Origin of the sequence: Metabacillus niabensis, assembly GCF_020524345.1 — a bacterium.
In the GTDB taxonomy this organism is placed as follows: domain Bacteria; phylum Bacillota; class Bacilli; order Bacillales; family Bacillaceae; genus Metabacillus; species Metabacillus niabensis_B.
In genome coordinates this window covers 24,029-47,648 of the sequence record NZ_JAIVLH010000012.1, presented here as the reverse complement: position 1 = coordinate 47,648, position 23,620 = coordinate 24,029, and the positions used below count along the sequence as shown (strand labels likewise).

The window sequence follows — 23,620 nt, the reverse complement described above, 5'->3', positions numbered from 1 at the left end:
GTAAGTAAGCAGCCCATTATCATTAAGGATTAACTATTCATTTATACTGTTACAAGTTCTCGGTGAGATTCTTTCAAAGCCTCTTGAATAGACAGTAATTGTTCAGCTAGCCTTTCATAGTCTTGATTGACCATAGCTTCGCGTAACGATACAATAAACTCTTCCCATCTACCGATAGATTGTGCTGCGATAGATGATGTACCAGCCGAGATTATACGACCTGCCCAGCCAATTAATGGGTGAGATTCATCATTAGGTAAAGAATCAATATGAGCTAATTCGTCGATAGTAGTAGCTAATTCATCTACATTTTCATCACGTAATTGTTTGTAAAGGACATCGCGTTTTTCATTATCTTCAGGTGTAATACTCTTTTCAAAATACATACGATCTAATCTACTTAATAAAATAGCGGCCTTTCCTCTTACATCTTTTATTGCTTCTTCACGTATATCTATAATTTTAGAGATGTTTTCTTCTTTAAATGGACCGTGATAACCTGTATCTTTGTCCATATAACGAAGAATTTGTGCTCCTCCTAAACCAATGCCATCAACCCCTGTGTAAATTACTTGTGGTAAATGATTAAATCTAAATCCAGCGGAAAAATAAGTGATTAATCCTTCTTCATGAGCTTTATGAACCAATGTTAGAGCCTCACTAAACGTTAATTGTTCGATTACACATTTGCTCGGGTAAGTATTAGCAGTTCCATCCCAAGTAACTTTATCAAATCCACCCGCTTTAACAATCTCTATTCCTAGCATTCCAATTTCGAAGCGACTGGTTATTAGTTTAGGTTTACCATTATTCTCTACCAAGGTTTCATCCCGATCATCTAGAATAGGGGTATTGATATTAAATGCAGCTGAAAGGGCTTGTGTATACTTGTCTCTTCTGATATTACCAGACATGTATTTTAAGAATGTGATAGCTTCGGAAGCTGTCATTCGTTCGATTGCTAATTTACACTCTGTTAAGCCATCCATAAAAATAGCTGAGCATGCTGCAGCAAGGGTATGAACGGTTTTTAAAGCAGAAGGTTTGAATTTGCTTTCAAATACAGGTCTACCTACATATGAAGAAGATGGTGCATCTTTACCAACATTTAATTTCACTTTTCCAATAATGTTGAAGTTAGGGATACGATACGGTTCCATTTCTTCACGATTTTGGTCTCCGCCTCTCTCAAGATGTTCAATGTGGACAATCACACCTTTTAAGTTGCTGTTTTTGTCTAAGGTACCATATAAGTGACCAATTCCTGGATCTGTAATCGATGCATATGTTTGAACATCACGGAAACCAGAATTTCCCCATGGAATAATGGTACTATCAAAGCGATTCCCTTTTGCTAATAACTCATAGGCAATACGAATACCTAGACGTTCTTCAAATGTTGGTTTACGTTCCTGTTTGCGTAAAGTAGAGATAAGAGTACTAATTAAATTTAAATATTCAGAAATTGATAATTCCCTTGTATTAGCTTTATTCTCACCAATTAAGTTGATAAGTATATGTAATGATTCATTATTTACATATACTTCACTTGTATTTTCATCACAGTTTTCAAACGTCTGTAAGTGAATATGAAGAATTGAAAAAATCTTATAAAAACTATCTAATAATTCAGTTGTATGAATATTTACATTCATTAGTTTATTAATTTCTGGAAGGAGTAGCATTTGAAATTCCTCTAAATTAGGGAACTCTTTCACAAGTAACTCCAGCTCTCTTTGTACCTTTTCATATAATTCTTTAGTATTGTAATATTCCTCAATAGCGTAAGGCGTATTTTTGATAAATTCATCATCTTTTGGATCAATCGCTTTAATTGCTTTGATTCTTAATTCCTCAATAGAATCTATTAACTCAGTGAGTAATGCTCTCTTAAAAAATCCCTTGTTAATGTTTAAATAACCTGTTTTCATTTTTAAAACCCTCCTGATTTTTTTAAAAGTTGCTGTTTTTGAAATGCAAAATGATTGCTAAAGGGTTTCAAAAGTAATAAAATGATAACAAATAAACGTTAGAAAACGTTTTCTTGTGTCGTTATCTCTTATGCGGCCAAACATTGCGAGATAACGACACACCTCATTTATCCTTTTCGAAACCATTAAGATTTTAATATCCCTCCTTTCTATTCAGTTTCCTAAACTCGAATTTTATGGTATGTTTTTCCTTGTTAGGAAATACAAACCAATTATATTGTTGTGAAATTTGTTTGAAAAGTAGTTACATTCTATTATTCTAATTACATTCGTTATACATAGTTACCTCTAGGAAAGTAGATTTTCGTGATAATTGAACTACTTCGTATTAAGTATTTTAACTTATCAGAGGGAGTGCTGTTACCTTTAAGAAAGCAGGGATATATATGAATATTCATAACCAAAATGTAGTGCAAATGACAAAATCAACTAATTGTCCTATCAATAGTGCTCTAGAGGTTATTGGGGGCAAATGGAACTATAAAATAATTTTGTCATTAAATGGTGATTGTAAAAGATTTTGCGAATTACTGAGATGTTTAGAGGGTATAAGTCCGAAAACACTAACCTCTTGTTTAAAGAAGCTAGAAAAGCAAAATATCATTAAAAAAACAATATATCCTGTTGTTCCAACTCATGCAGATTACCAGTTAACAAAAAAAGGTATCGATTTGCTTTATATCTTTGAAGAAATGCGAAAGTGGGGAGAAAAGTGGGATTACGAGATAACTAAAGAATAAAGAATCATCCTACGAACTAAATGAGTTAATAATTATAATCAAAAAAATAAACCTCCTTTTACACCTTCTTCTAATCTACCCACTCTTTCGTTACTTTCTTTCCTTAAAAGTTTTAGTAACCGCTTACTAAAAAGGTTTACTCCATAACTAACATTAATGTAACTATCTCACATAATTGTGCCTACTTACGTTTCACCACCTGAATTACTATAATTGTAGCTGAAAATACTTTTATAGGAGGCAATTACAATGAAAGCTATAGGTTTATACAAATACTTACCAATTGAACATAAGGAGAGTCTTATTGAGGAAAACATTGATAGACCAGTACCTACTCAGCGTGACTTACTTGTAAAAATCAAGGCAATTTCCATTAACCCAGTTGATGTAAAGGTTCGTTCACCTAAAGAAAAGGAGGAAGAAGCTCTAAAAATTCTTGGTTGGGATGCTTGTGGTGTAGTTGAAGAGGTGGGCCCGGATTGCTCAATCTTTAAACCGGGAGATAAGGTTTATTATGCAGGTAGTATCACTAGACCAGGAAGTTATAGTGAATATCAGTTAGTAGACGAAAGAATTGTTGGAAAAAAACCAGAAACATTAAGTGATGCAGAAGCAGCTGCTTTACCTTTAACTGCCATTACCGCATGGGAAGGTCTATTTGATCGATTAGGTATTGATTTGCATAACAAACAAGAGAATACGAACAAGACTATTTTAATTATTGGTGGAGCTGGTGGAGTTGGGTCTGCTGCTATTCAGTTGGCTAAATTGGCTGGACTAACAGTTATCTCAACAGCTTCTAGAGAAGAAAGCACAAAATGGGTTAAAGAACTTGGGTCAGATTTAGTGATTAATCATCATCAATCTTTCCGACCCCAATTAGAAAAGTTTGGTTATAGTGAAGTTGACTATATCTTCTGCTTAAATAATACAGACCAGCACTGGGAAAGTATGGGTGACGTCATTATTCCTCAAGGTAAAATTTGTTCAATTGTTGAAAACAGTAAACCACTAGATTTAAACGTTTTAAAAAGTAAAAGTGCTACATTTGTTTGGGAGTTCATGTTTACAAGAGCAATGTATCAAACTACTGATATGGTTAAACAGCATGAATTATTAACCTCATTAAGCCAGTTAATTGAAGAAGGTCAGTTCCGTACTACATTAAAAGAAACAATTTCTCCAATTAATGCCGATAACCTTCGTAAAGCCCATGAAATGGTGGAAACTGGTCAAATGATAGGTAAAGTTGTTTTAGAGAGTTTTTAATCTTTTAAAGACGTTAGTATAAAGGTATCTATTATTTCATTAATAAAAGCCACTTCTATCATCTCTAACATAGAAGTGGCTTTTAAGGATTATTCTGGAATGGAGAGAAGAAGAAGTTGAACAAGAACCAATTAATTAAAGGTACAATCTTATGTTTACTAACTGTTCTATCATGGGGAGGACAGTTTCCTATTATGCGGAGTGCATTAAAACAAATAGATCCATTTTCATTTACAGCTATACGTTATACAGCTGCTACTCTTATATTTTTATTACTTCTCCTATTATTTGAGGGTAAGAAAAGTCTAAAGGTTGAAGGGAATCTTCTTCTTTTATGGTTCTACGGTACGATAGGATTTGTGGGTTTTAATTTTTTAATGTTTTCAGGTCAAAAAATGGCGGGAGATACAGGTGCCTTATTAGCGTCTATTGTGCTGGGTTTAATGCCGTTGATTAGTTTAATCATCATATCGACCGCTAAGAAAAAAAGGCCAAACTCAATAGTTTTGCTTTCAATTTTTTTCTCACTCATTGGAACTTTACTGGTTGTTACAAAAGGAGATCCAGAAGCTTTTCTTTCTGCAGGGAATAATGTCGTACCCATGCTATGGATGTTAATTGGTGTGATTTGTTGGGTGTTTTACACGTTGGGGGCTAATAAGTTTAGTGGTTGGTCACCGTTAAGGTATACAACTTGGAGTTGTGTTCTCGGTGCAATCTCTATTAATCTTATTGTGCTTGCCTTTAGCTTATTTGGAATATTAGAATTGCCCACACTTACACTTGTTAAAAATGTAGGGCTTGAATTAGGTTATATGATCCTTTTTGCAGGTGTTTTAGCAGTGTTTTGTTGGAATGCTGGTAATAAAGCTCTTACACCAACAAATGGTATCCTTTTTATTAATCTAGTACCCATAACTACTATTACTATTTCGGTTATACAAGGGTATCAAATATCTTCTATAGAGATTGTCGGAACACTAATTATAATTAGTTCACTAATCATGAATAACTTATATCAAAGGAAAATGTTACAAGATAATAAGACTAATTTGAATGAGCCTATAGTTGTAAAAAAAGCATAGGTAATTAAAGGACTTCACTTATCAACATCCTATTTTAGTATGCTACCAGAGTTATATAAAGGTGAAAAAATAACTTATTGGAAAATAGATATACCATGAAAAAAGATAAGATTATTTAAAATGCATATTGTAGAATATTCACTGCAATAGCTGAACTTAAATAAAGGTAATATAATGACAGGGCAATCCGACAGCTTGGGTTGTCTTTCTGTATGTATTCTTAGTACTTTTAGGTGGTTTCATTAACACGGTGGTTTATTAAGCAATCGGGCCAGATTGGAGAAGCTCAATAGTAGATTTGTCAGTAGAAAAACGATGAAAAAATTTACATAACACTCCTCTATTATGTAAATAAATGTTAAGATTAACTTTATAACTTGGATATTTATACCAGTGATATGGAGGGATTTTAGTGACAGAAATGACTGCTGCAAAAAAACTAGAGAACTTGGGTATTAATTTGCCTGACGCAAGTGACCCTCAAGCTAAGTATTCTAACTTTGCTATAGTAAATGGATTAATGTTTGTATCTGGAAAAGGTCCTACAGGCAATCCTAAAGGAAAGTTAGGTGGGGATTTCTCAACTGAAGAAGGGTATGAATTTGCACGTGAAACTGGAATTGAAATCCTTGCTGTATTAAAACAGGCTTTAGGTTCTTTAGATAAAGTCAAGAGAGTAGTGAAAATTCAGGGATTTGTAAATGCAATGCCAGAGTTCGAAGATCATCATAAAGTTTTAAATGGTTGTTCTGAATTAATGCTACAAGTATTCGGAGATAAAGGGAATCATGCCCGTTCGGTATTAGGTGCAGTTTCTGTTAGAGACAATCTACCGATAATAATTGATTCTATTTTTGAGTTAGAGGAATAGAAATTTTAAGGTCAAGGTGATAGACACCATAGACACCATAGACACTATTACCTTTTCTATGAAATAAATGAAGATAAGAGACTATCTCTTATTCAACAAAAAAAGCGCGTTTGAATAAAATGTACTTTTAAATGATGAAAATATGGAATAATAAGGAAGATTAAGTTATAATTTCTTATATGAAAAAACAATCATTCCAGTTTCGGTTTGATTGTTTTATTTTAATTAAAAATTAGTACCTGATACTAGTTGTAGATAATAAAAAGGTGGTAACCGATATGCTTAAATCAAAAGCACGTATAACAGCAATAGGCTCTTATGTTCCAGAGAAGAAACTAACGAATGATGAACTCGAAAAAATAGTTGAAACATCTGATGAATGGATTATCCAGCGTACTGGTATTAAAGAAAGAAGAATTGCAGGAGAGAACGAATATACAAGTGATATAAGTTTTAAAGCAATCCAAAACTTAATTGAACGCTATCCAATATCTATTGAGGATGTCGACCTGATTATTTCTTGTACATTGACACCAGATTTCAAGACACCTAGTGTGGCTTCAATGATTCAGGCTAAATTAGGTTTAAGGAATTGTGGAGCAATTGATTTAAATGCTGCTTGTGCAGGGTTTACATATGGATTGCATGTTGCAAATGGCTTAATCACATCTGGATTACATAAGAAAATATTAGTGGTAGGTGCAGAAACCCTGTCTAAAATAACAGATTATGAGGATCGAACGACTTGTATTTTATTTGGTGATGGAGCAGGGGCAGTTCTTGTAGAATACGATGCAGATCAACCAAGTTTCATTTCAGCACATTTGGGATCGGAAGGAGAAGGCGGTAAACATTTATACTGTTCAAATTTATCAGACCAAATGTTTGAACAAGAAATAACGAATACGAATAAAATTGTTCAAAATGGTCGTGAAGTTTATAAATGGGCTGTAACTACTGTACCTCAAGGAGTAGAAAATGTTATGAGCAATGCTGCTATCGCTTTAAATGAGGTAGATTGGTTTGTTCCTCATAGTGCTAATTTAAGGATGATTGAATCCATATGTGAAAGAAGTGGGTTACCAATAGAAAAAACGTTATATAGTTTAGTTGATTATGGAAATACTTCGTCTGCAACAATTCCCTTATCTCTTGACAAAGGAGTCTTAGAGAATAAATTAAAAAAGGGAGATTTGGTATTACTGTATGGTTTTGGTGGGGGACTAGCACACGCAGGGTTATTAATTAGATGGACTTTATAGGTTTATGTGATTTTAGGAGGAAATATGTACAAGTTCATTAGTACTTTCCTATATGTATTAACAAAAATGCTGAATTTGCTAAAAGTAAAAGGAAAAGAAAATTTACCTACTCACACTAGGTTTGTTGTTACATGTTCACATAAAGGGTGGGTTGATGTTATCATGCTTGCCTTAGCTCTTTATCCAATACCAGTTCATTTTATGGCTAAGAAAGAACTCTTTAACTCAAAAATTACAGGTGAATTTTTACGTTCAATTCATGCTTTTCCTGTAAATAGGGAAAATCCTGGTCCTAGTACATTAAAAATTCCGTTGAAACTATTAAAGGAAGAGAAATGTGTTGGTATCTTTCCAAGCGGCACAAGAACCACTGAGGAAATTCCATTAAAAAGAGGGGCAGTAACAATTGCTTTAAAGGGTAATGCACTTTTAGTTCCTGCGGCATATAATGGGCCAACTACCCTTAAGGACTTACTACGAGGTAGGAAATCAACGATAATGATAGGTTCTCCAATAGACCTGAAAAACGATGGAAGGAATCGTGATGAAGTAATAGAAAAGTATTTAAAAAGACTAGATAGTGAAATTAAGCTTTTGGAGAATAGCTAGAACCCGTAACTTTCTCTACTAATAAGCGTGTCAATAATCATCCTTCATCGACAAAATATAAAGAGAATTCTTAATGGCACAAAGAACAAAAAATTTCTGAAAAATATGTTATTTAATATGCTAGATGGGTGTGTTAGTTCATAACACTCTTCAGCGAAACCCGTTAATAGTAATTAATTTGTGATCTTCAGCAATATAAGCGCAAGAGTTGAAGAATAAGAAAGGCAAAGGCTTTATATAGGGAGAGAGAGCTTGATGGAACATTCTTTACTTAAAGAACATATTCTTCATCTTGAAAAGCGATTAATGAGTTATGATTATAAAGAATTAGAAGAGCTTCTTGCAGATGACTTTTTGGAATTTGGAAGTTCTGGGAATTCATATGATAAAATATCACAACTTGATGCAGTTAGAAACAGAACCACTACTAATAATTCCATACAATTTACAGTAGTAGATTTTAATATTAAATTGTTATCATCTGCTGTTTTATTAGCAACATATCGAACATTTAGACATAACGATAGTAAACTTGCATTACGAAGTTCCATTTGGAAATTAAATGAAGGTAAATGGCAAATGATATTTCATCAAGGAACCCTTACCACATAATAAGTTTCTACATAGCACATAGGTATTAGAATATGAAGTATTGTACTTAAAGTAACTGGTTGTTAGTTCAATAAGTGCAAGCCAGCTTTCAAAAGTCTTTAATCTTCAACCATCGGGCGCTTTAATGAAACATTTAATGAAATTGAAAGAGGTATGAAATGGATATATTATATGATGATCGATATCATCTGCATTTAGGTTATTACGGAAATAACTTTGATTATGAATCTATAGCCTTAAAAAGAAAATTAGAAGATGTATGGGATATCTTCTTTGATTTTAAACAGTATAGATTGAGAGATATTAGCCCAGAAAACGAATTATCATTAGATGGATTTGGAAAAAGGATTTTTTCTATCCATAATAAAGAACTTACTTATGATATAGGGGCACAAAAATTTGAGCAATGGTTATCGTTACATAAAATCATTTAATGATAATCAAAAAAATAAAATTATTCCAGAATCAAGCGCTAGAGTAGAAGAAGTAAGTGGGTTGCTTAATAGGCAGCCTCTTTCTAATATATCGTACTTTAACGGACAGGTACTTGAAGAAGAATACTGGAAAAGGGATCGGGGAGAATATACCTAAATATAATTTAGGGTGATGTAATGAATAAAAAGCTTTCTCTTTTGCTACTTATGTTTTGTGTCATAATATATGGAACAAATAATGTAACTGTTTTTGCCGATTTAAAAAGAGAAAAACCTCCTAAAAGCGTATGTATAGAAGAATTTGAAAAGAACATGAAAGAATTTAATAACAAAGTGTTAAGTGATATTGTTAAAACCTATAACTTAAATTTATCGGGCTATGAAGAATTTACACATGATGGCTTAAATTTAAAAGTAGGGGATAACCTTAATGATCGTTCCGACAAAATTTCCTTACAGCATTTATTTGTAGGAAGAAGTATTGGTTCGATGAGATTGTTCTTAGAGCATGGTTTAGAAGGTACGAAGGGTTATTTTCTTTATAAAAGAACCGATGGAAACAACGTCATAAAGGAATTGCATAAAGAAGGTAAGGCTTGGGTGGTTATGTCGGTACGAGAAAAGAAAGCAAAAAGGCTTCGACTAAAGCCAATTAATTGGAATAAGTGTTCTGAAAATTAGAATATATCATATAATATTTTGCTCTTTGCAGCTAGGATTTAAAGGTTTTCATTACACTCTTGTCCATCAGGACAACCAAAAAGCGAGTACTTTGTCTTAAAGTTAGGTTCATTTCTAAACATATTAATTTCTACAGAGTATACATCCTTACCTATGTTATTAACATCTATAGAGCAAGTATGAAATTTTCCTTTTACAGGTTTTGCTAGATCTTTTCCTTTTTCAGCTTCACCTATCTGAACTGACCACTGTTTTGAAGATTGTTTAACTGGTAATTCTTCAAAGGTTAGGGCTTTTGTTTCTAAGGGTGTTGCCGCAATCAATAAAAGTAATAAAGTACATATTGAAATCGAAAATTTTTTAACCATAATTTCCTTATATTAGATATAGCCTTAAATTTCCCCAATATTGAATATATTAACGAAAAAACATTTTGTAAAAAAATGTAAGTCTGATAATTATATGTAGTACCTTAATCTTTGAGATATTAATGATTTTTGACATTGATCTTCAGCAAACTAAGCGCTGTTCTTGAAATAAGGATAGACGCTTTTTTATTTACAATGCCAGCCAGACTGGAGAAGATCAACGTTGAAATAGGAGAGATTGTGTAGGATCGTATTCAACGTAAAGATACAGCATCGTGGAACAAGGAGGTTTAATAGTAATAATAAAATACATGGTAAAATAGTTGAAAAAGGCTGTGTTATATATGAAAGTTTCTTTAATTGTTGCAATGGATAAAAATAGAGTGATTGGCAAAGAGAATGACATACCTTGGAGAATTCCGAAGGATTGGGAATATGTTAAACATACCACAAAGGGACATTCAATTATTTTAGGTAGAAAGAACCTAGAATCAATTGGAAGAGCTTTACCTAACAGAAGGAATATAATTTTGACTAGAGATAAAGGGTTTACCTATAATGGTTGCGAAATAGCTCATTCAATAGAAGATGTTTTTGAGTTATGTAAATACGAAGAAGAAATTTTTATTTTCGGAGGAGAACAGGTTTATAATTTGTTTTTCCCTTATGTCGAGAAAATGCTTATCACAAAAATACAACATGAATTCGAAGGAGATACTTTTTTTCCAGAAGTGAATTATGATGAATGGAATGAGGTATTTGTCCAAAAAGGGATAAAAGATGATGAAAATCCTTTTAACTACTATTTTCATGTGTATGAAAGAAAGAACATATTAAGTAAATAACATCTTCAACAATAGAAGCGCATTTCCTGAATAAGGATCTACGCCTATTCTGCATGCAAGGCAATTTTGTGGAGTAAAGGAAAGAGAGCATTCCGCAAAAGGTTTGCTGAATGCTAAACTAAAGTGGAGGATTCTTTGAGCTATTATTTTATTCCTTAGATTATTATTCTAAGGGTTTTTAGTTTATATTGTTCATTTATGAGGAGATTGTATATGAAAGTAAGAAAAAGAAAACAATACATTTTAATTATTACACTGATAATTGCGTTATCAGCTTGTTCCCTCAACCCTGATTTGGAATTATATGAAGGTGAAGCTTTAAGAATAGCGGTAGTTGGTGAACCACCAGATATTAAAGAGGAACAAGTGAGATTCAGTGAAATTTCTTTTGATGAATTATTAAGTAAAGAGTTAGATTCATTTGATGCAGTCTTTATTATGAAGGATCATCTCTACAAAGCTGCTGAAAGTCAATATACAGATGTTTATCTAAATACCAATATCCCATTCTTTTTTATATCTGCTAAAAGCCATATTCCTTTTACTGTAAAAGATACAGAATATGATGAGTCTTGGAATTGGACTCCTGGTAATAGTTATACTGTCGGGGTTCTTAGGTCTGAAGAAGGAGACTCATTAAGAAATTGGGAATTCGGATTGTATAATGATGAAAAGACAGAAGAACACATAAAAGAAATGTATTCAAGAACCTTCAAAGAAATAGAAGGACTTGAACTATAACTTTATAAAAAATGTTCCGTAATAAAGCGCTTTTCTGTAGTAGGTAAGCGTATTTTTTGGTACAAAAGATTGAGATGTAATTCAGATATTAAACAATTGTTCCCAGGTTATTTGTATTTAAAGTATAATAAAAATAGAAATATTTTACAGATTAAAGGGGGATTTGATGAAGTTTCTTACAAGTATTTTCATAGTTATCATATTGTTAGCAGGTTGTTCAAGTAAACCTTCCTTAGAACTAACAGGTTCATCTGTTGAAATTAGGGATAATAAGTCTGGAGGAATTGAGATTACTTCTGGAGAGCAGACAGGTGAAATAATACAACCCATAACACTTAGTTACAATTTCATTTTAAAGAATACTGGTGGGAAGAATCTTGGTGGAATGGAAGAACTTAATAACGAGACATACGAATTTAACGACGGAATAAAAGTTTATATCGAACCTAATGAAAAGTTAAAAGTGGTTTCGGAAGAAGTATTGGGCATTAATATCTATGACGAAGGCGAAGAAAAAAGTTTAAATATAGGAAAAACGAGTGTGCCTGTTCTTGAACCTAATCAAGAAGGAAAATACACTTTTGATTTTACTTTAGGTGCTTTAGAAGAGAATCCTGAAATACAACTTGCCCCGTCATCCGAACAATTAGAGAAGTTGCAAGAACATGCTTTGGATGCAACTTTAATTGTTTCTGTTGAAGGTGAAGAAATCGCACGTTTTGACCTTAGTAATTCACATTAAGTTACCAAAAAACCTTTTAATAAATACACTTTTGATCTTAAACAAACAAAGCGCCTTTCTGGAACAAGGAAAGGTGCTTATTTTGTTCGCCCAGCATGGGCGAACTCTAACGGGTGAAAGTCCCGAGTATTGCCTGGTAGCGGCAAATACATAGCTGAAGGCAAGGGTGTCCATGGTGACGTGGAATCTGAAGGGAAGCCCAAAGGCAAACCGCGACAAAAGTGGTTACCGACCTACGAGGAAAGGAAATAACAAGCATGAACGAAAGAAACCTACTCGACAAGATACTTGAGAAGGATCTGGACCAGGCAGTCAAGCTAAATTAAAAGAATCGAAAAAATGGTTGAAGAAGAATAGAGTTAAAGACATTCATATGATTATGGATCAATTTAAATGCTCTCTTATAGGATATTATAACAATTATTGCATCCCTGATAATTTGCCAAGTGTCAGCAAATTTAAATTTAGAATCGTGTATTTACTGTTCAAATGGCTCAATAGAAGAAGTCAGAGAAAATCCTTCACGTGGGACAAGCTACAACTATTTCTCAATAATTACCCACTACCATCACTAATAAGCTCTCAAAACTAGGATTCTACTACCTTTCAATTCCCAAATGTGTTTATCTGAATCTATTAAGGATATTGAGGTGTAGCCATATAGCTGCTGAAAGATTCAATTAGAATAACTCAAGGAGAGGAGAGGAAAATAAGAAAGTATCTCTAATAGTTAATTAATTTTTGTCTATATTTTTATTAATCAATAGTAAAAGGGTCAATTACTTTTTTTTCATGAGAAGATAACACGATATTTGTTGAGGGCGTACCATATTGCATTGAATCATCAATAAATTGTTCTAAACTTTCTACAGAATACGTTGCTAATTTGACAATATAGCTAATTTCCCCTGCTACTCTGTAACACTCAAGTACATCTGGATGGTTGTGGCAAAAATGGGATAATGATTTACAATCTTTTGATTCAAACAATATAAGTGCAGATATTGGACGGTTCATTTTTTTAAGTGAAACATGTGCATGGTAACCTTCAATAATTTGTTGCTCTTCTAATTTTCGTACTCTCTCAGTAACGGACGGAGAAGATAAGTGAACAGCTTCTGCTAAATCCTTCATTGAAATTTTTGCATTTGACTGTAATATCCTCAAGATGTTTTCATCAATTTGATCCATAAAATATCCAACCTTTTTTTATAATGTAGAATAACCTAAATTCGAAATTAATTAAAGACAAACAATCAAATATCCTTATAAAACTTATTCATAGGCCTTCTATATTTTTATAAAATAAGGTATCGATAGGGAATTTGTGAAATAAAGAGGATATTATTATTGAATGACGGATTTGAAGCAAAAAGAAGCAATTGCTATTAGCTGTATTCCATTATTATTACTTGAAAAAAGCGGAATTCCTACACATAAAAAAGCCACTACATAAAATCATTCAACAAGTAAATTTAATTAACGTAGAACAATAATCTGCATCTAAAATTTGGTTATAGGTATTAATGAAGAGTTAAAACATTGTTGGAGGGAATTTGATGGATGAAAAGAAAAAAGCATTAATTTTGATTGATGTACAGAAGGCTTTCGATGATAAAAAATGGGGAGAGCGAAATAATCTAAATGCAGAAGTAAATATCAGTAAGATCCTACAATTATGGAGGGAAAAGGGCTGGTTAGTAATCTACATACAACACATGTCTGATAATCCTAATTCAGTATTTCATTCGATGAATGAGGGCTTTGCTATTAAAGATATAGTAGAACCTATTAAAGATGAAGTGATGATTACAAAGAAAGTAAATAGTAGCTTTATTGGTACTAATTTAGAAGAGCAATTAAAAGAAAATGAAATATCAACAGTTATAATCACTGGATTGACTACACCTCATTGTGTATCAACAACTGCAAGAATGAGTGGAAATTTAGGTTTTAGTACATACCTGATTTCAGATGCTACAGCAGCATTCGGTTTGAAAGACCAAAACGATAGATTTTATGATGCAGAAACTATACACAATATATCTCTAGCTACATTGCATGATGAATTTGCCACAATACTTACAACTGAGCAACTAATTAAAGATTTTATAAAATAAGCTTATTCAATTATCAGGAGTGGTTATGGCGAATAATGGCTAAATTTTTTAGTTCGTCATTATTAATTCATTTTGTATGTACATGTTTATATTGAAAGAATACGTTTAAATACTAACCTTTTTAAAAAGTCGTTGATCTCAGTTCTAGTTTGTAAAAAGTAGGTCCATGGTAAGTCCGTTTCATGAGCCTCCATCAATATATAATTTTTCCATTCACCATGTTTCATGCGGTTCAGTTCGCGAGAGGCATGGAAAAGCTATATTTGATTATCTCTATTAATAAGGTATTTGAGTCTTGCAAATTTGATCATCTGACCCATAAAAGGATCATTAGCTTAAAGTCATGTCGTATTTTTAATCATTCTATTTATATATATAAATGTTACAAATAGTTTATTTTCAGGAGGTTTAAAGCATGCAACAGCGTACAGTTGGTATTTTACTATTTAACGATGTTGAAGTATTAGATTTTGCAGGACCATTTGAAGTTTTTTCTATAACAACTTTACCTATTTCGAATGAAAAGCCGTTTATTGTCAAAACAATATCAGAAAATGGAGACTTAGTTACTGCAAGGAATGGTCTGAAAGTTTTTCCTGATTTTAGTTTCACTAACCATCCTTCATTAGATATCGTAATTATTCCTGGGGGGTATGGTGCTGAACAGATTGAAATAGACAATCCTACTATCATTGAATGGATTAAAGCCCAGCAATCAAGAACAGAGTTTCTGACTTCAGTCTGTACTGGTGCGCTGCTTCTTGCAAAAGCAGGAATTCTTGATGGAAGAAAAGCGACAACACATTGGATGGATATTGATCGATTAGAACAGGAATTTCCTAAAGTATCAGTCCAGCGTGAGGTTAAATTTGTCGATGAAGGATCAATTATAACATCTGGAGGAATTTCAGCAGGAATTAATATGTCATTTCATCTGATATCTCGACTGCATGGAAAAGATGTAGCTGTTGAGACGGCAAAACGAATGGAGTATGAAATTACGTTGTAATTTTCGGCTAACTACCGAAAGAAGGATGATACTTCTATGTGGGAAATACTAGTTGGAGGTTTACTTTTTATTAGTCAATATCTTACAAGAGAGCCTTAATCATATGTGTTACACTAACGATCAGAAATAAAGCAAAAGGAGGTTGTTTGTTGGGACAAGAAGAAAGAACAGTGCGTTATGATTATGATTTACAAATAGAAGCTTATCGTTTTGAAGGTATCATGCAAAAATTTCCGAACCACTTCCATGAATATTATGTGATTGGATTTATAGAGAGTGGACAAAGACACTTATCTTGTAAGAACAAAGAATATGTAATAGGAACTGGTGATATTATATTTTTCAACCCTCTGGACAACCATGCCTGTGAATCAATTGACAACGAAACATTAGACTATCGCTGCTTGAATATCAAGCCTGAAATCATGCGGAAAGTAGCAAAAGAGATTACAGGAGAAGATTATCTGCCTTCCTTTGCCTCTCCGGTTGCCTATCGTAGTGAAAAAGCTCAATTGTTGAATAAACTTCACCAGATGGTTATGGATGAAATATCAGGTTTTGAGAAAGAAGAAACTTTTTATTTTCTTATTCAACAGCTTATTGAAGAATATACTGAATCCATCGAAGATACAGAACCGAGAGTTACTAAACAAGAAATTGAAAATGTCTGTCATTACCTAGAAGTACATTATGCAGAACATATTGCTTTAGATGATTTAGCAAAGATAGCTAATATGAACAAATATTCTTTGTTACGCTCATTTACCCGAATTCGGGGGATTACCCCGTATCGTTACTTACAAACGGTACGTATTAATGAAGCAAAGAAACGATTGGAACAGGGTGTAAAACCCCTTGATGCAGCAATAGAGACAGGTTTTGTAGATCAAAGTCATTTTAGTCATTTCTTTGTGGAATTTATTGGATTAACACCCGGACAATACAGGGATATTTTTATTCAGAATGATAAATGATCTGCTTTATAATTTCCCGCATTCATTACCTTTCATTTAGGATTCACTCAAATGTAGGAGTTTGATTTTCGTGCGTAAAAAGTCATCGTCGGAAAAATGTAATCCCAAATATGATAAAAATAGGGATGTGATTATTTTATGTTTAATGAAGAAAGTCGCTTTTCCAAAGCTCTCAAATCGATTGCTAGAGATCAAGAACTAAAATCCTATGTTCAACATTCAAAAGAACTTTTTCCAATTTTTATGAAGGGTGCTAACCGATTTGTGGCTGGACAAACACGTACGAAAGGGATTGAACGTGTTATAAATCTATATAGCAAAGGGTATCAGGTTTCATTAGAATTTATTGGTGAAAATACAACATCCGAAGCAGAATGTATGCTTGCCAAAAATGAATTCAAAGACTTAATAAAAGATCTCGGGAAAAATCACATGAAGGCTACCGTATCCTTTGATCTTTCCCATATTGGAATGATGATATCTGATTCAGTAGCATTTACTAATTTAGAAGAATTAGCAGGAGAAGCACAAAAATATAATATTCAACTAATGATAAGTATGGAAGAATCACAAAAAACAGATAAAATTTTATCACTATATAGAAGAATTTCAAATTCATTCTCAAATGTTGGGATAACATTACAAGTTCATTTGAAGCGTTCATCTATTGACCTAAAGGACCTATTAAAAACCTCGGGTAGAATACGTTTAGTAAAGGGGGCTTATCAAGAGTCTGAAGGTATATATATTCCAAGATCCGAAGAGTTAAATAAACGGTATATAGATTTTGTATCTATGTGTATAAATAGTAATCATCCACTGTCTGTTGCTACACATGATGAAAATATATTGATGGACTTAAAAGCAAAAGGGTTTCTTTATAGCCCGAATGTTGAAGTAGAGATGTTAGATGGGGTTCGACCTGATCTATTAAAATCTTTAAAGGAGGATAATATTCAAGCTAAAGTTTATGTAACATATGGTAGTGAATGGTATTTATATTTAGTTCACCGTATTGCTGAATATCCCCCGAATATTTATACTTTTATTTCAGATATGATTGAACAAAATACCGATAGAGAAAAAATAAATACATACTAGCATTATTCAACTATTGGGCACTTTAGGGAAAAAGGATATGAAACGACCAGACTAGAAATCTGGTCGTTTTTAATGGTAATTACATATCTAATTGGATTGTTAATTTAGCTGCTAATTAGTATACGATTTTCATTGTTTTTTTACTTTTTGTACGCCAAAAGAAACCCGTTACAGTCCAACTGCAACCTTTTATACTTGAAATCTTTTGTTCTTACTACATTGTTATCATCTATTTATTTAAGTTGCCACGGGATGACTTTAATACCATAAAAATGGCTATAGCTAATCCGAGTACTCCTACCCAAGTGATGGAACCTAGCGATACCTTTTCTACAAAAATGCCACCAATTCCAGCACCTGCAGCCATCGATAATTGCATCATTGACTGGTTTAGCCCTAGAAGGACACCTGATGATTCTGGTTTTATGTTTGCCAAGTTGAACTGTTGTGCTGGAGCTGATGTCCACGCTGCAAAAGACCACAATATTAGTATGATTAAAACACCAACATAAGTGTGAGTAATTAATGATAAAAGAATAAGCATGACAATGTGTAGAAGCATCGAACCTATTAGTGTACGTGACACACCCCATTTGTCTGTACTAAAACCACCGAATTTTGAGCCGAATAAACTAGCGACACCGAATATAAGCAGAACTCCACTTAATAATTTTTCATTGATACCCGAAATGTTCAAAAGGTAAGGAGATAAGTAGGTGTAAGCGACTGAATACCCGCCAAGCCAGAAGAAGGTGATTGATAAACCAATTGCTACTTTTCGATCCTTTAGAAGGGCAAGTTGTTGCATTAATGGAACCGATTTATCTCCTTTAGTTGGTGGTATTACTAATGAGATGATGATCATCGCTAAAAATCCAAGTAAAGCAATTCCGCCAAATACTGCTTTCCAGTCGAATGCATCTGTGATCATTCTCCCTAGAGGAACACCAATGATTAAAGATGCTGTAAAGCCCATGATTACAGTAGCAATTGCACTACCTTGTTTACCTTCAGGTGCTATTTTTGCCGCGATAGTCAGAGCTGTAACGACGACCATTCCAGCCCCTAGTGCCATTACTATTCTTGATAAAATAAATAAGGGGTAACCTGGCAATACGAATGCAAGTATGTTTCCTATCACAAAAAAGCCTAGAGATACGATCATAAGCTTGCGTCTATCCATGCCTGATGTTAGTGCCATAAGAATGGGTGTAAAGATTGCATAGACAAGCGAGAATATGGTTATTAATTGTCCTGCAGCCGCTAAAGTGATTCCCAGTGAATCTGCAATGTGATCCAATATACCAGAGATAATATACTCTGATGTTCCAACTAAAAAACTAATAAGTGCTAAAATATAAATTTTAAATGTGTTAGACAAAATAATCGCTCCTTTGTATATTGTATCTACATATCTAGAAAAGACGATATGTAATTGATAAATATAAACATATCGGGATATTTCGATATGTTTAGTTTAAATAAAGCTGAATCCTTAGAGAGGATTCAGTTACATTTACTTTAGATCTCTTGCTCAAGAATAGCTGCAATATTTTTTATGGCTTCCTCGTCCCTTTTGTAATACGTATACTTTCCAATACGCTCTGTCTTAATCAACCCAGCTCGCAAAAGTATATTTAGGTATTGAGAAGCGGTTGATTGCGTCATTTTTAATTGCTCTGTTATTTGACTAACGCATACCCCTGTTTTTCTCATATCAATCCCTTCATGGGGTACAAAATGACGTTCAGGTTCTTTTAGCCAGTGTAAAATTTGCAACCTTGATTCATTTGATAAGGCTTTAAAGATTTCAATAGGTTTCATGGTTTTATTATATCTAAAAAATACGATATGTCAATTTGTGTTTCGTGATTAATTAATATTCGAATTTTACGGTTGAGGATTAATTGGACTTATATTGAAATGCACAGGTGAAATAGAGGGGATAAAGTGAGAATTGATTAGCCTTTTACCGACTGGGCTAAAACAATGAAGAAATTCGAGCTAGAGGGTGTGAGCAATTTATTAATTAATGTGATGTTTAGATCACATTAGTAATATGCTAATTCTTGAAACGTCACGAGTTGATGCATTACGCTGAAGTAAAAGGGGCATGATAAAAATACAAAAAAATATATGTTGGAAAGGACATTTTAAATTGGTAGTCGTGACATTTCTCTTTTTCGCATGGTTCTGTATTATGGTTCAAGTTAGTCTCTCAAAGAAGCTGCCATTGTCTGTTAACCTCCTTTTGTTTATGGCCATTGATGCTATCTTAACAAACAAACTGACGATTTCCGCGTTCAATCTAAATCTATTCAAAATTAATACAAATAGCATCCCTCACTTCCTGTCCATGATCCTACACAACGATTTCACTGTTACTTTTGTTCTTCTTACCTATGCTAACGTGTTTCTAACGACATCCAAATCCAGCATCCGCTGGGGGATATCAATCTATACGTTTTTGTTCCAAATATTCATCGGAGCGATGCTTCGATGGAATCACGTACTTACTGATAAGGGTTGGAATTTCGTTATGGAGTCAGTGATGATCGTGATTGTTATGACTTATACATTGCTTTTAGGAAGACTCTTTCAACGTATGGCGTCTAAGGAAGGATGGATTCGCTGATGGAAAACATCGTTTATGATAATCAATTCAATGGGAATGAGTGGTTCGTTATCGGTATAGGTATCATTGGTTTTGCATCGATTTGGTTGTTTCCACAGCGATATTCTCCTTTACAAACAACCTTTAACATACTTATAGGCGTTGCATTCGGACTCGTTTTTGATCATACGTTAAAGATACCTCCACTTGAACTTTACGATTTGGGAGACCAATCAAAATATGAATTAATGGATATTTTTTCCTATATGATGTATGCGCCGTTTGGATATTGGTTTATTTATGGGTATGAACAGATGCGAATGTTCAAAATAAAGATGATTGTTTATATCCTATTTTGGGCTGCAGTAGCTGTCGGGTTAGAATGGCTAGGTGTACAGATAGGAGTATACCATTACAAACACGGTTATAAATTGATTTTTTCCTTTCCCATTTACTTGTTCTTGATGAGTATTCATATTTTATTGTATCGTTTGGCGTTTGCACAAGATAGAAGGCAGATTAATAGCAAAGGACAAATTTATAACAAACAATGATTTTTCTAAGACCATGTAACATGATTATTTTGATTTAAATATATATCATCAACAGAATCTTCTTTTTTCTTCAGGATTATCCTCAACTTAGTTTTGTAAATGTTCAACATATGTAAATGATAACGCTGATCGGTTGATATCAATGAGTGAGTTATCTGTAAAATCACACCCAATACGGCATCATTATTCCCGTTATTATTAGTTGAGGTGGTTTCCTTTCCTCCCACCAACCTAACCTAAATAAAAGAATGACGAAAAACCTTAAATCATATAAGTTTTTCGTCAGCCTTAAGCAGCCAATAGCGCTATTTTTTTATCGATTTTAATAACGGTTTTGAAATAACCGGTGCCAATACTCCTGAAAGAATCGCTTCAGTAATTCCATTAGTGGCTACAATGGTCATCAGTGCAGGCAAGAGTTGCTCCATGTCCAACTCCAAAAAGTTCGCATAGGGCTCCCGATAAAATAAATAAATAAATCCAAGTACTAACACAGTATTTGTTAAAGATCCCAGCACACCGGCAACACTCATTCTTACTGTTTCATTGAGCTTCCCGCTGAGTATTCTGTGGAACACATATGCCGCAACCACACCAATTAAAATACGAGGCAAAACGGACACAAGCGGATTCGTGAAAACAATGGGTGCAATTACGCTTGTCGGAGCGACGAATGCCCTGATGAACGTAATGATTCCCCATATGCCGCCTACAATGGCTCCTTCCTTTGTTCCGAGAACGATTGCTGCGATAATGACGGTTACCTGAATAATCGTCAAGCTAAGCGGCCCAATCGGGATATATCCTAAAAACGGGATTGTCGTTTGAATAATGATGATGGCAGAAAGCATCCCTAATAGGACCATTCGGAATGTCTTATTATTTTTGTTCATGTATAAACTCCTTTTAACTAGATAATGTATTCTTCATGATCATTCTACAAATATAATTGCTTAACAACTTTATAAGTCATTACAAATTTATAATCAATAAAAAGCAACTGCAAGTGTTATTTTTTATATGGCCAAAATGCTCCGACTTTATTAAGTATGTGATATAATTTACTTTTGCGCATTTTAAAAACTAGTTTTTGCTGATTCAAAGTACTTTGACCATATAAAAACTGTAAAGGAGGTAATCCTCAATGGATGCTCTAATCTTGCAAATGATGGAAGCTTTTAAAGAGTTATCATATATTGGCATTATGCTTGCTTTAACTTTTGAATTTGTTCCTGCAGAACTTGTACTCCCATTGGCTGGTTACTGGGTTTACGAAGGAGATATGAATTTATTTGGGGCCATTTTTGCCGGATCTATTGGTGGTGTACTGGGGCCACTTACTTTATATGCATTAGGTCGATATGGTGGTAGAGTAGCGATCATAAAATTCGGGAAGTACTTTTTCATAAAAGAAGAGCATATTAATAAATCAGACCAATTTTTTGAAAAATACGGTGGAAGTGTCGCATTTTTAGGTAGATTTATCCCAGGTGTTCGGACGGCTATTTCGATTCCGTGTGGAATGTCTAAGATGAATGTGTGGAAATTTATTCTTTATACCTATTTGGCAATGCTTCCAATCACTGCAATATATGTCTATTTAGGCTATCGTCTTGGACCTCAGTGGGAAAATGCTGGTGAAATCTTTAGTCAATATGCTAATTATTTGTTAATTCCAATCGTTTTACTCATTGTATGGATGATTGTAAAGAGAAGAAAATTAAGCACACAGTAACGATTTTAAAAAAGAGACTAACTCAAGGGTATATGGCACCCTGAGTTAGTCTCTTTTCTATTCCACTATTTTTTTGTAAAACCCTTCTTCCTCCGCAACGAGCAATATATTGAATAACTAGCAAGAAGAATATGTTAAAATTAGGAAAAGGTTGTGATTAAGGTGGTGCTTGCTGTACAGCAATGCCATATTATCTATATGTCTTTTAGCTAGATCCTAAAACACTACTTTTGTTACTCAACTAAAGGAGCGGAGATTTAATAAGAGACGAATTGATTTTATTGTGGGCCTGGGGGATTGAGTAGAATCTGAAAATGTTTTTTGTGTTTTACTTATGATATTTGGGGCCATTTTAATGGCACTTACAATTGATGACTTCGGTAAGAGTGGCAATACTATTTTGCATGTAATAGGGTTTGGATGTTATGTAGGAGCAATTTTTATTGCAAATAGAAAGAAGAAAAACAAATAGACATTTACAGTTTAATAGAAAGAGTGTTAGAGGTGAATCTTATGGAGAAATTAGATTCAATAGAAGCAGCGAATCAATTTATTGAAAAGTACTTTTCAAATTGCCAAGGGGCTTTATTAGCAGGAAGCGTAGTTAGGGGGGAGGCAACAGAAACATCAGATCTAGATATCGTTATTTTTGATAAAAGACTTTCTTCATCATATAGGGAGTCAATGTTTGCCTTTGGTTGGGCAATAGAGATTTTTGTCCATAATTTATCTTCTTACAAATACTTTATTGAAATGGACTGCAAAGCAGCGAGGCCTTCTATGCCAAGAATGATTTCTGAAGGGATTATTATAAAAGATGAAGGAATCTTAAAATCTATAAAAAAGGAAGCTGAAGATATTTTAGATAAAGGCCCTGAAAAATGGTCTGAAGACATGATAAGGACGAAGCGATATTTTTTAACGGATGCACTTGATGATTTTTTAGGATGTATGAACCGAGCTGAAGAAATATTTATTGCTAATACCATAGCTGATCTAGTTCATGAGTTTGTCTTAAGAACAAATCGTCGGTGGATTGGTTCTTCCAAATGGATTATTCGCGCTCTGAATCAATATGATGAGAAATTTACAGGAGAGTTTGTAGAAGCCTTTAATGCCTTTTATCTGACAGGTGAGAAAGATAAAGTTGTTCAATTAGTTGATAAGGTATTAGAACCGCATGGTGGACGTTTGTTTGAGGGGTTTTCATTAGGGAAATGATAAGACATTCCATATAAGGTGTAGATAAAGGGAGAATAATAA

At 33.5% G+C, this 23,620-nt stretch carries 26 protein-coding genes; 20 read left to right on the top strand and 6 right to left on the bottom strand.

Annotation, left to right across the window (positions count from 1 at the left end; genetic code table 11):
* Positions 1-41 precede the first annotated feature (41 nt).
* Positions 42-1,931 carry a hypothetical protein gene (locus LC095_RS14185; protein WP_226528766.1) on the bottom strand — a complete coding sequence of 630 codons (1,890 nt, stop codon included), beginning with the start codon at positions 1,929-1,931 and terminating at the stop codon, positions 42-44.
* A gap of 446 nt (positions 1,932-2,377) precedes the next feature.
* On the opposite strand from LC095_RS14185, the gene LC095_RS14180 reads away from it, so the two are divergent.
* The 9 genes from LC095_RS14180 to LC095_RS14140 all read left to right on the top strand — a co-directional run bounded on the left by LC095_RS14180 (position 2,378) and on the right by LC095_RS14140 (position 9,554).
* Positions 2,378-2,731 carry a winged helix-turn-helix transcriptional regulator gene (locus LC095_RS14180; protein WP_226528765.1) on the top strand — a complete coding sequence of 118 codons (354 nt, stop codon included), beginning with the start codon at positions 2,378-2,380 and terminating at the stop codon, positions 2,729-2,731.
* Positions 2,732-2,980: 249 nt separating this feature from the next.
* Complete coding sequence (locus tag LC095_RS14175; RefSeq protein WP_226528764.1) at positions 2,981-4,000, top strand: zinc-binding alcohol dehydrogenase family protein; 1,020 nt, start codon at positions 2,981-2,983, stop codon at positions 3,998-4,000.
* A 116-nt stretch (positions 4,001-4,116) separates the two neighbouring features.
* The gene (locus LC095_RS14170; protein ID WP_226528763.1) at positions 4,117-5,085 is read left to right on the top strand and encodes a DMT family transporter; all 969 of its coding nucleotides are present in this window, start codon (positions 4,117-4,119) and stop codon (positions 5,083-5,085) included.
* A gap of 421 nt (positions 5,086-5,506) precedes the next feature.
* The gene (locus LC095_RS14165; protein ID WP_226528883.1) at positions 5,507-5,956 is read left to right on the top strand and encodes a RidA family protein; all 450 of its coding nucleotides are present in this window, start codon (positions 5,507-5,509) and stop codon (positions 5,954-5,956) included.
* 278 nt (positions 5,957-6,234) lie between these two features.
* The gene (locus LC095_RS14160; RefSeq protein WP_226528762.1) at positions 6,235-7,218 is read left to right on the top strand and encodes a ketoacyl-ACP synthase III; all 984 of its coding nucleotides are present in this window, start codon (positions 6,235-6,237) and stop codon (positions 7,216-7,218) included.
* A 24-nt stretch (positions 7,219-7,242) separates the two neighbouring features.
* The gene (locus tag LC095_RS14155; RefSeq protein WP_226528761.1) at positions 7,243-7,827 is read left to right on the top strand and encodes a lysophospholipid acyltransferase family protein; all 585 of its coding nucleotides are present in this window, start codon (positions 7,243-7,245) and stop codon (positions 7,825-7,827) included.
* 255 nt (positions 7,828-8,082) lie between these two features.
* Complete coding sequence (locus LC095_RS14150) at positions 8,083-8,439, top strand: DUF4440 domain-containing protein (RefSeq protein ID WP_226528760.1); 357 nt, start codon at positions 8,083-8,085, stop codon at positions 8,437-8,439.
* Positions 8,440-8,597: 158 nt separating this feature from the next.
* Positions 8,598-8,873: a DUF3986 family protein gene (locus LC095_RS14145; protein ID WP_226528759.1), complete on the top strand. Its 276-nt coding sequence runs from the start codon at positions 8,598-8,600 to the stop codon at positions 8,871-8,873.
* A gap of 177 nt (positions 8,874-9,050) precedes the next feature.
* Complete coding sequence (locus LC095_RS14140; RefSeq protein WP_226528758.1) at positions 9,051-9,554, top strand: hypothetical protein; 504 nt, start codon at positions 9,051-9,053, stop codon at positions 9,552-9,554.
* 38 nt (positions 9,555-9,592) lie between these two features.
* On the opposite strand, the gene LC095_RS14135 is transcribed toward LC095_RS14140, so the two are convergent.
* On the bottom strand, positions 9,593-9,922 hold the full coding sequence (locus tag LC095_RS14135) for a hypothetical protein (RefSeq protein ID WP_226528757.1): 330 nt from the start codon (positions 9,920-9,922) through the stop codon (positions 9,593-9,595).
* 344 nt (positions 9,923-10,266) lie between these two features.
* Between LC095_RS14135 and dfr the strand changes: the two genes are divergently transcribed.
* The 3 genes from dfr (at position 10,267) to LC095_RS14120 (ending at position 12,250) form a co-directional block, all read left to right on the top strand.
* Positions 10,267-10,767: a DfrD/DfrG/DfrK family trimethoprim-resistant dihydrofolate reductase gene (dfr, locus tag LC095_RS14130; RefSeq protein WP_226528756.1), complete on the top strand. Its 501-nt coding sequence runs from the start codon at positions 10,267-10,269 to the stop codon at positions 10,765-10,767.
* A gap of 213 nt (positions 10,768-10,980) precedes the next feature.
* Positions 10,981-11,508, top strand: a complete 528-nt coding sequence (locus tag LC095_RS14125; protein ID WP_226528755.1) for a hypothetical protein — start codon at positions 10,981-10,983, stop codon at positions 11,506-11,508.
* Positions 11,509-11,674: 166 nt separating this feature from the next.
* Positions 11,675-12,250 carry a hypothetical protein gene (locus LC095_RS14120; protein ID WP_226528754.1) on the top strand — a complete coding sequence of 192 codons (576 nt, stop codon included), beginning with the start codon at positions 11,675-11,677 and terminating at the stop codon, positions 12,248-12,250.
* A 756-nt stretch (positions 12,251-13,006) separates the two neighbouring features.
* Here the strand turns inward: LC095_RS14120 and LC095_RS14115 are convergent.
* Complete coding sequence (locus LC095_RS14115; RefSeq protein ID WP_226528753.1) at positions 13,007-13,441, bottom strand: Lrp/AsnC family transcriptional regulator; 435 nt, start codon at positions 13,439-13,441, stop codon at positions 13,007-13,009.
* A gap of 368 nt (positions 13,442-13,809) precedes the next feature.
* On the opposite strand from LC095_RS14115, the gene LC095_RS14110 reads away from it, so the two are divergent.
* The 4 genes from LC095_RS14110 (at position 13,810) to LC095_RS14095 (ending at position 17,454) form a co-directional block, all read left to right on the top strand.
* Positions 13,810-14,370, top strand: coding sequence for a cysteine hydrolase family protein (locus tag LC095_RS14110; protein ID WP_226528752.1), 561 nt, complete (start codon positions 13,810-13,812; stop codon positions 14,368-14,370).
* Positions 14,371-14,785: 415 nt separating this feature from the next.
* Positions 14,786-15,379: a DJ-1/PfpI family protein gene (locus LC095_RS14105; RefSeq protein WP_226528751.1), complete on the top strand. Its 594-nt coding sequence runs from the start codon at positions 14,786-14,788 to the stop codon at positions 15,377-15,379.
* 149 nt (positions 15,380-15,528) lie between these two features.
* A complete protein-coding gene (locus LC095_RS14100; RefSeq protein ID WP_226528750.1) occupies positions 15,529-16,353 on the top strand; it encodes an AraC family transcriptional regulator in 825 nt (274 codons plus the stop codon).
* 138 nt (positions 16,354-16,491) lie between these two features.
* Positions 16,492-17,454: a proline dehydrogenase family protein gene (locus tag LC095_RS14095; RefSeq protein WP_226528749.1), complete on the top strand. Its 963-nt coding sequence runs from the start codon at positions 16,492-16,494 to the stop codon at positions 17,452-17,454.
* Between the two features lie 229 nt (positions 17,455-17,683).
* Here the strand turns inward: LC095_RS14095 and LC095_RS14090 are convergent, their stop codons facing one another.
* Both LC095_RS14090 and LC095_RS14085 read right to left on the bottom strand, forming a co-directional pair.
* Positions 17,684-18,835 carry an MFS transporter gene (locus tag LC095_RS14090; RefSeq protein WP_226528748.1) on the bottom strand — a complete coding sequence of 384 codons (1,152 nt, stop codon included), beginning with the start codon at positions 18,833-18,835 and terminating at the stop codon, positions 17,684-17,686.
* A gap of 140 nt (positions 18,836-18,975) precedes the next feature.
* Complete coding sequence (locus LC095_RS14085; RefSeq protein ID WP_047940192.1) at positions 18,976-19,278, bottom strand: ArsR/SmtB family transcription factor; 303 nt, start codon at positions 19,276-19,278, stop codon at positions 18,976-18,978.
* Positions 19,279-19,654: 376 nt separating this feature from the next.
* Between LC095_RS14085 and LC095_RS14080 the strand changes: the two genes are divergently transcribed.
* Together LC095_RS14080 and LC095_RS14075 are read left to right on the top strand one after the other, a co-directional pair.
* Positions 19,655-20,089 (top strand): hypothetical protein, encoded by a 435-nt coding sequence (locus LC095_RS14080; protein WP_226528747.1) that lies wholly within the window; start codon positions 19,655-19,657, stop codon positions 20,087-20,089.
* Positions 20,089-20,622 carry a hypothetical protein gene (locus LC095_RS14075; RefSeq protein ID WP_226528746.1) on the top strand — a complete coding sequence of 178 codons (534 nt, stop codon included), beginning with the start codon at positions 20,089-20,091 and terminating at the stop codon, positions 20,620-20,622. Before LC095_RS14080 ends, LC095_RS14075 begins: the two co-directional genes overlap by 1 nt.
* Before the next feature lie 305 nt (positions 20,623-20,927).
* On the opposite strand, the gene LC095_RS14070 is transcribed toward LC095_RS14075, so the two are convergent.
* A complete protein-coding gene (locus tag LC095_RS14070) occupies positions 20,928-21,515 on the bottom strand; it encodes an ECF transporter S component (RefSeq protein ID WP_226528745.1) in 588 nt (195 codons plus the stop codon).
* A 251-nt stretch (positions 21,516-21,766) separates the two neighbouring features.
* Between LC095_RS14070 and LC095_RS14065 the strand changes: the two genes are divergently transcribed.
* Together LC095_RS14065 and LC095_RS14060 are read left to right on the top strand one after the other, a co-directional pair.
* Positions 21,767-22,357 (top strand): DedA family protein, encoded by a 591-nt coding sequence (locus tag LC095_RS14065; RefSeq protein WP_226528744.1) that lies wholly within the window; start codon positions 21,767-21,769, stop codon positions 22,355-22,357.
* Positions 22,358-22,870: 513 nt separating this feature from the next.
* On the top strand, positions 22,871-23,578 hold the full coding sequence (locus tag LC095_RS14060) for a nucleotidyltransferase domain-containing protein (RefSeq protein WP_226528743.1): 708 nt from the start codon (positions 22,871-22,873) through the stop codon (positions 23,576-23,578).
* Positions 23,579-23,620: the final 42 nt, after the last annotated feature.

What these genes read in the sequence shown, in the direction of transcription:
- LC095_RS14185 (WP_226528766.1), bottom strand. Translation starts at nt 1,931, where the DNA reads ATGAAAACAGGTTATTTAAACATTAACAAGGGATTTTTTAAGAGAGCA.
- LC095_RS14180 (WP_226528765.1), top strand. Translation starts at nt 2,378, where the DNA reads ATGAATATTCATAACCAAAATGTAGTGCAAATGACAAAATCAACTAAT.
- LC095_RS14175 (WP_226528764.1), top strand. Translation starts at nt 2,981, where the DNA reads ATGAAAGCTATAGGTTTATACAAATACTTACCAATTGAACATAAGGAG.
- LC095_RS14165 (WP_226528883.1), top strand. Translation starts at nt 5,507, where the DNA reads ATGACTGCTGCAAAAAAACTAGAGAACTTGGGTATTAATTTGCCTGAC.
- LC095_RS14160 (WP_226528762.1), top strand. Translation starts at nt 6,235, where the DNA reads ATGCTTAAATCAAAAGCACGTATAACAGCAATAGGCTCTTATGTTCCA.
- LC095_RS14155 (WP_226528761.1), top strand. Translation starts at nt 7,243, where the DNA reads ATGTACAAGTTCATTAGTACTTTCCTATATGTATTAACAAAAATGCTG.
- LC095_RS14150 (WP_226528760.1), top strand. Translation starts at nt 8,083, where the DNA reads ATGGAACATTCTTTACTTAAAGAACATATTCTTCATCTTGAAAAGCGA.
- LC095_RS14145 (WP_226528759.1), top strand. Translation starts at nt 8,598, where the DNA reads ATGGATATATTATATGATGATCGATATCATCTGCATTTAGGTTATTAC.
- LC095_RS14140 (WP_226528758.1), top strand. Translation starts at nt 9,051, where the DNA reads ATGAATAAAAAGCTTTCTCTTTTGCTACTTATGTTTTGTGTCATAATA.
- LC095_RS14135 (WP_226528757.1), bottom strand. Translation starts at nt 9,922, where the DNA reads ATGGTTAAAAAATTTTCGATTTCAATATGTACTTTATTACTTTTATTG.
- dfr (WP_226528756.1), top strand. Translation starts at nt 10,267, where the DNA reads ATGAAAGTTTCTTTAATTGTTGCAATGGATAAAAATAGAGTGATTGGC.
- LC095_RS14125 (WP_226528755.1), top strand. Translation starts at nt 10,981, where the DNA reads ATGAAAGTAAGAAAAAGAAAACAATACATTTTAATTATTACACTGATA.
- LC095_RS14120 (WP_226528754.1), top strand. Translation starts at nt 11,675, where the DNA reads ATGAAGTTTCTTACAAGTATTTTCATAGTTATCATATTGTTAGCAGGT.
- LC095_RS14115 (WP_226528753.1), bottom strand. Translation starts at nt 13,441, where the DNA reads ATGGATCAAATTGATGAAAACATCTTGAGGATATTACAGTCAAATGCA.
- LC095_RS14110 (WP_226528752.1), top strand. Translation starts at nt 13,810, where the DNA reads ATGGATGAAAAGAAAAAAGCATTAATTTTGATTGATGTACAGAAGGCT.
- LC095_RS14105 (WP_226528751.1), top strand. Translation starts at nt 14,786, where the DNA reads ATGCAACAGCGTACAGTTGGTATTTTACTATTTAACGATGTTGAAGTA.
- LC095_RS14095 (WP_226528749.1), top strand. Translation starts at nt 16,492, where the DNA reads ATGTTTAATGAAGAAAGTCGCTTTTCCAAAGCTCTCAAATCGATTGCT.
- LC095_RS14085 (WP_047940192.1), bottom strand. Translation starts at nt 19,278, where the DNA reads ATGAAACCTATTGAAATCTTTAAAGCCTTATCAAATGAATCAAGGTTG.
- LC095_RS14080 (WP_226528747.1), top strand. Translation starts at nt 19,655, where the DNA reads ATGGTTCAAGTTAGTCTCTCAAAGAAGCTGCCATTGTCTGTTAACCTC.
- LC095_RS14075 (WP_226528746.1), top strand. Translation starts at nt 20,089, where the DNA reads ATGGAAAACATCGTTTATGATAATCAATTCAATGGGAATGAGTGGTTC.
- LC095_RS14070 (WP_226528745.1), bottom strand. Translation starts at nt 21,515, where the DNA reads ATGAACAAAAATAATAAGACATTCCGAATGGTCCTATTAGGGATGCTT.
- LC095_RS14065 (WP_226528744.1), top strand. Translation starts at nt 21,767, where the DNA reads ATGGATGCTCTAATCTTGCAAATGATGGAAGCTTTTAAAGAGTTATCA.
- LC095_RS14060 (WP_226528743.1), top strand. Translation starts at nt 22,871, where the DNA reads ATGGAGAAATTAGATTCAATAGAAGCAGCGAATCAATTTATTGAAAAG.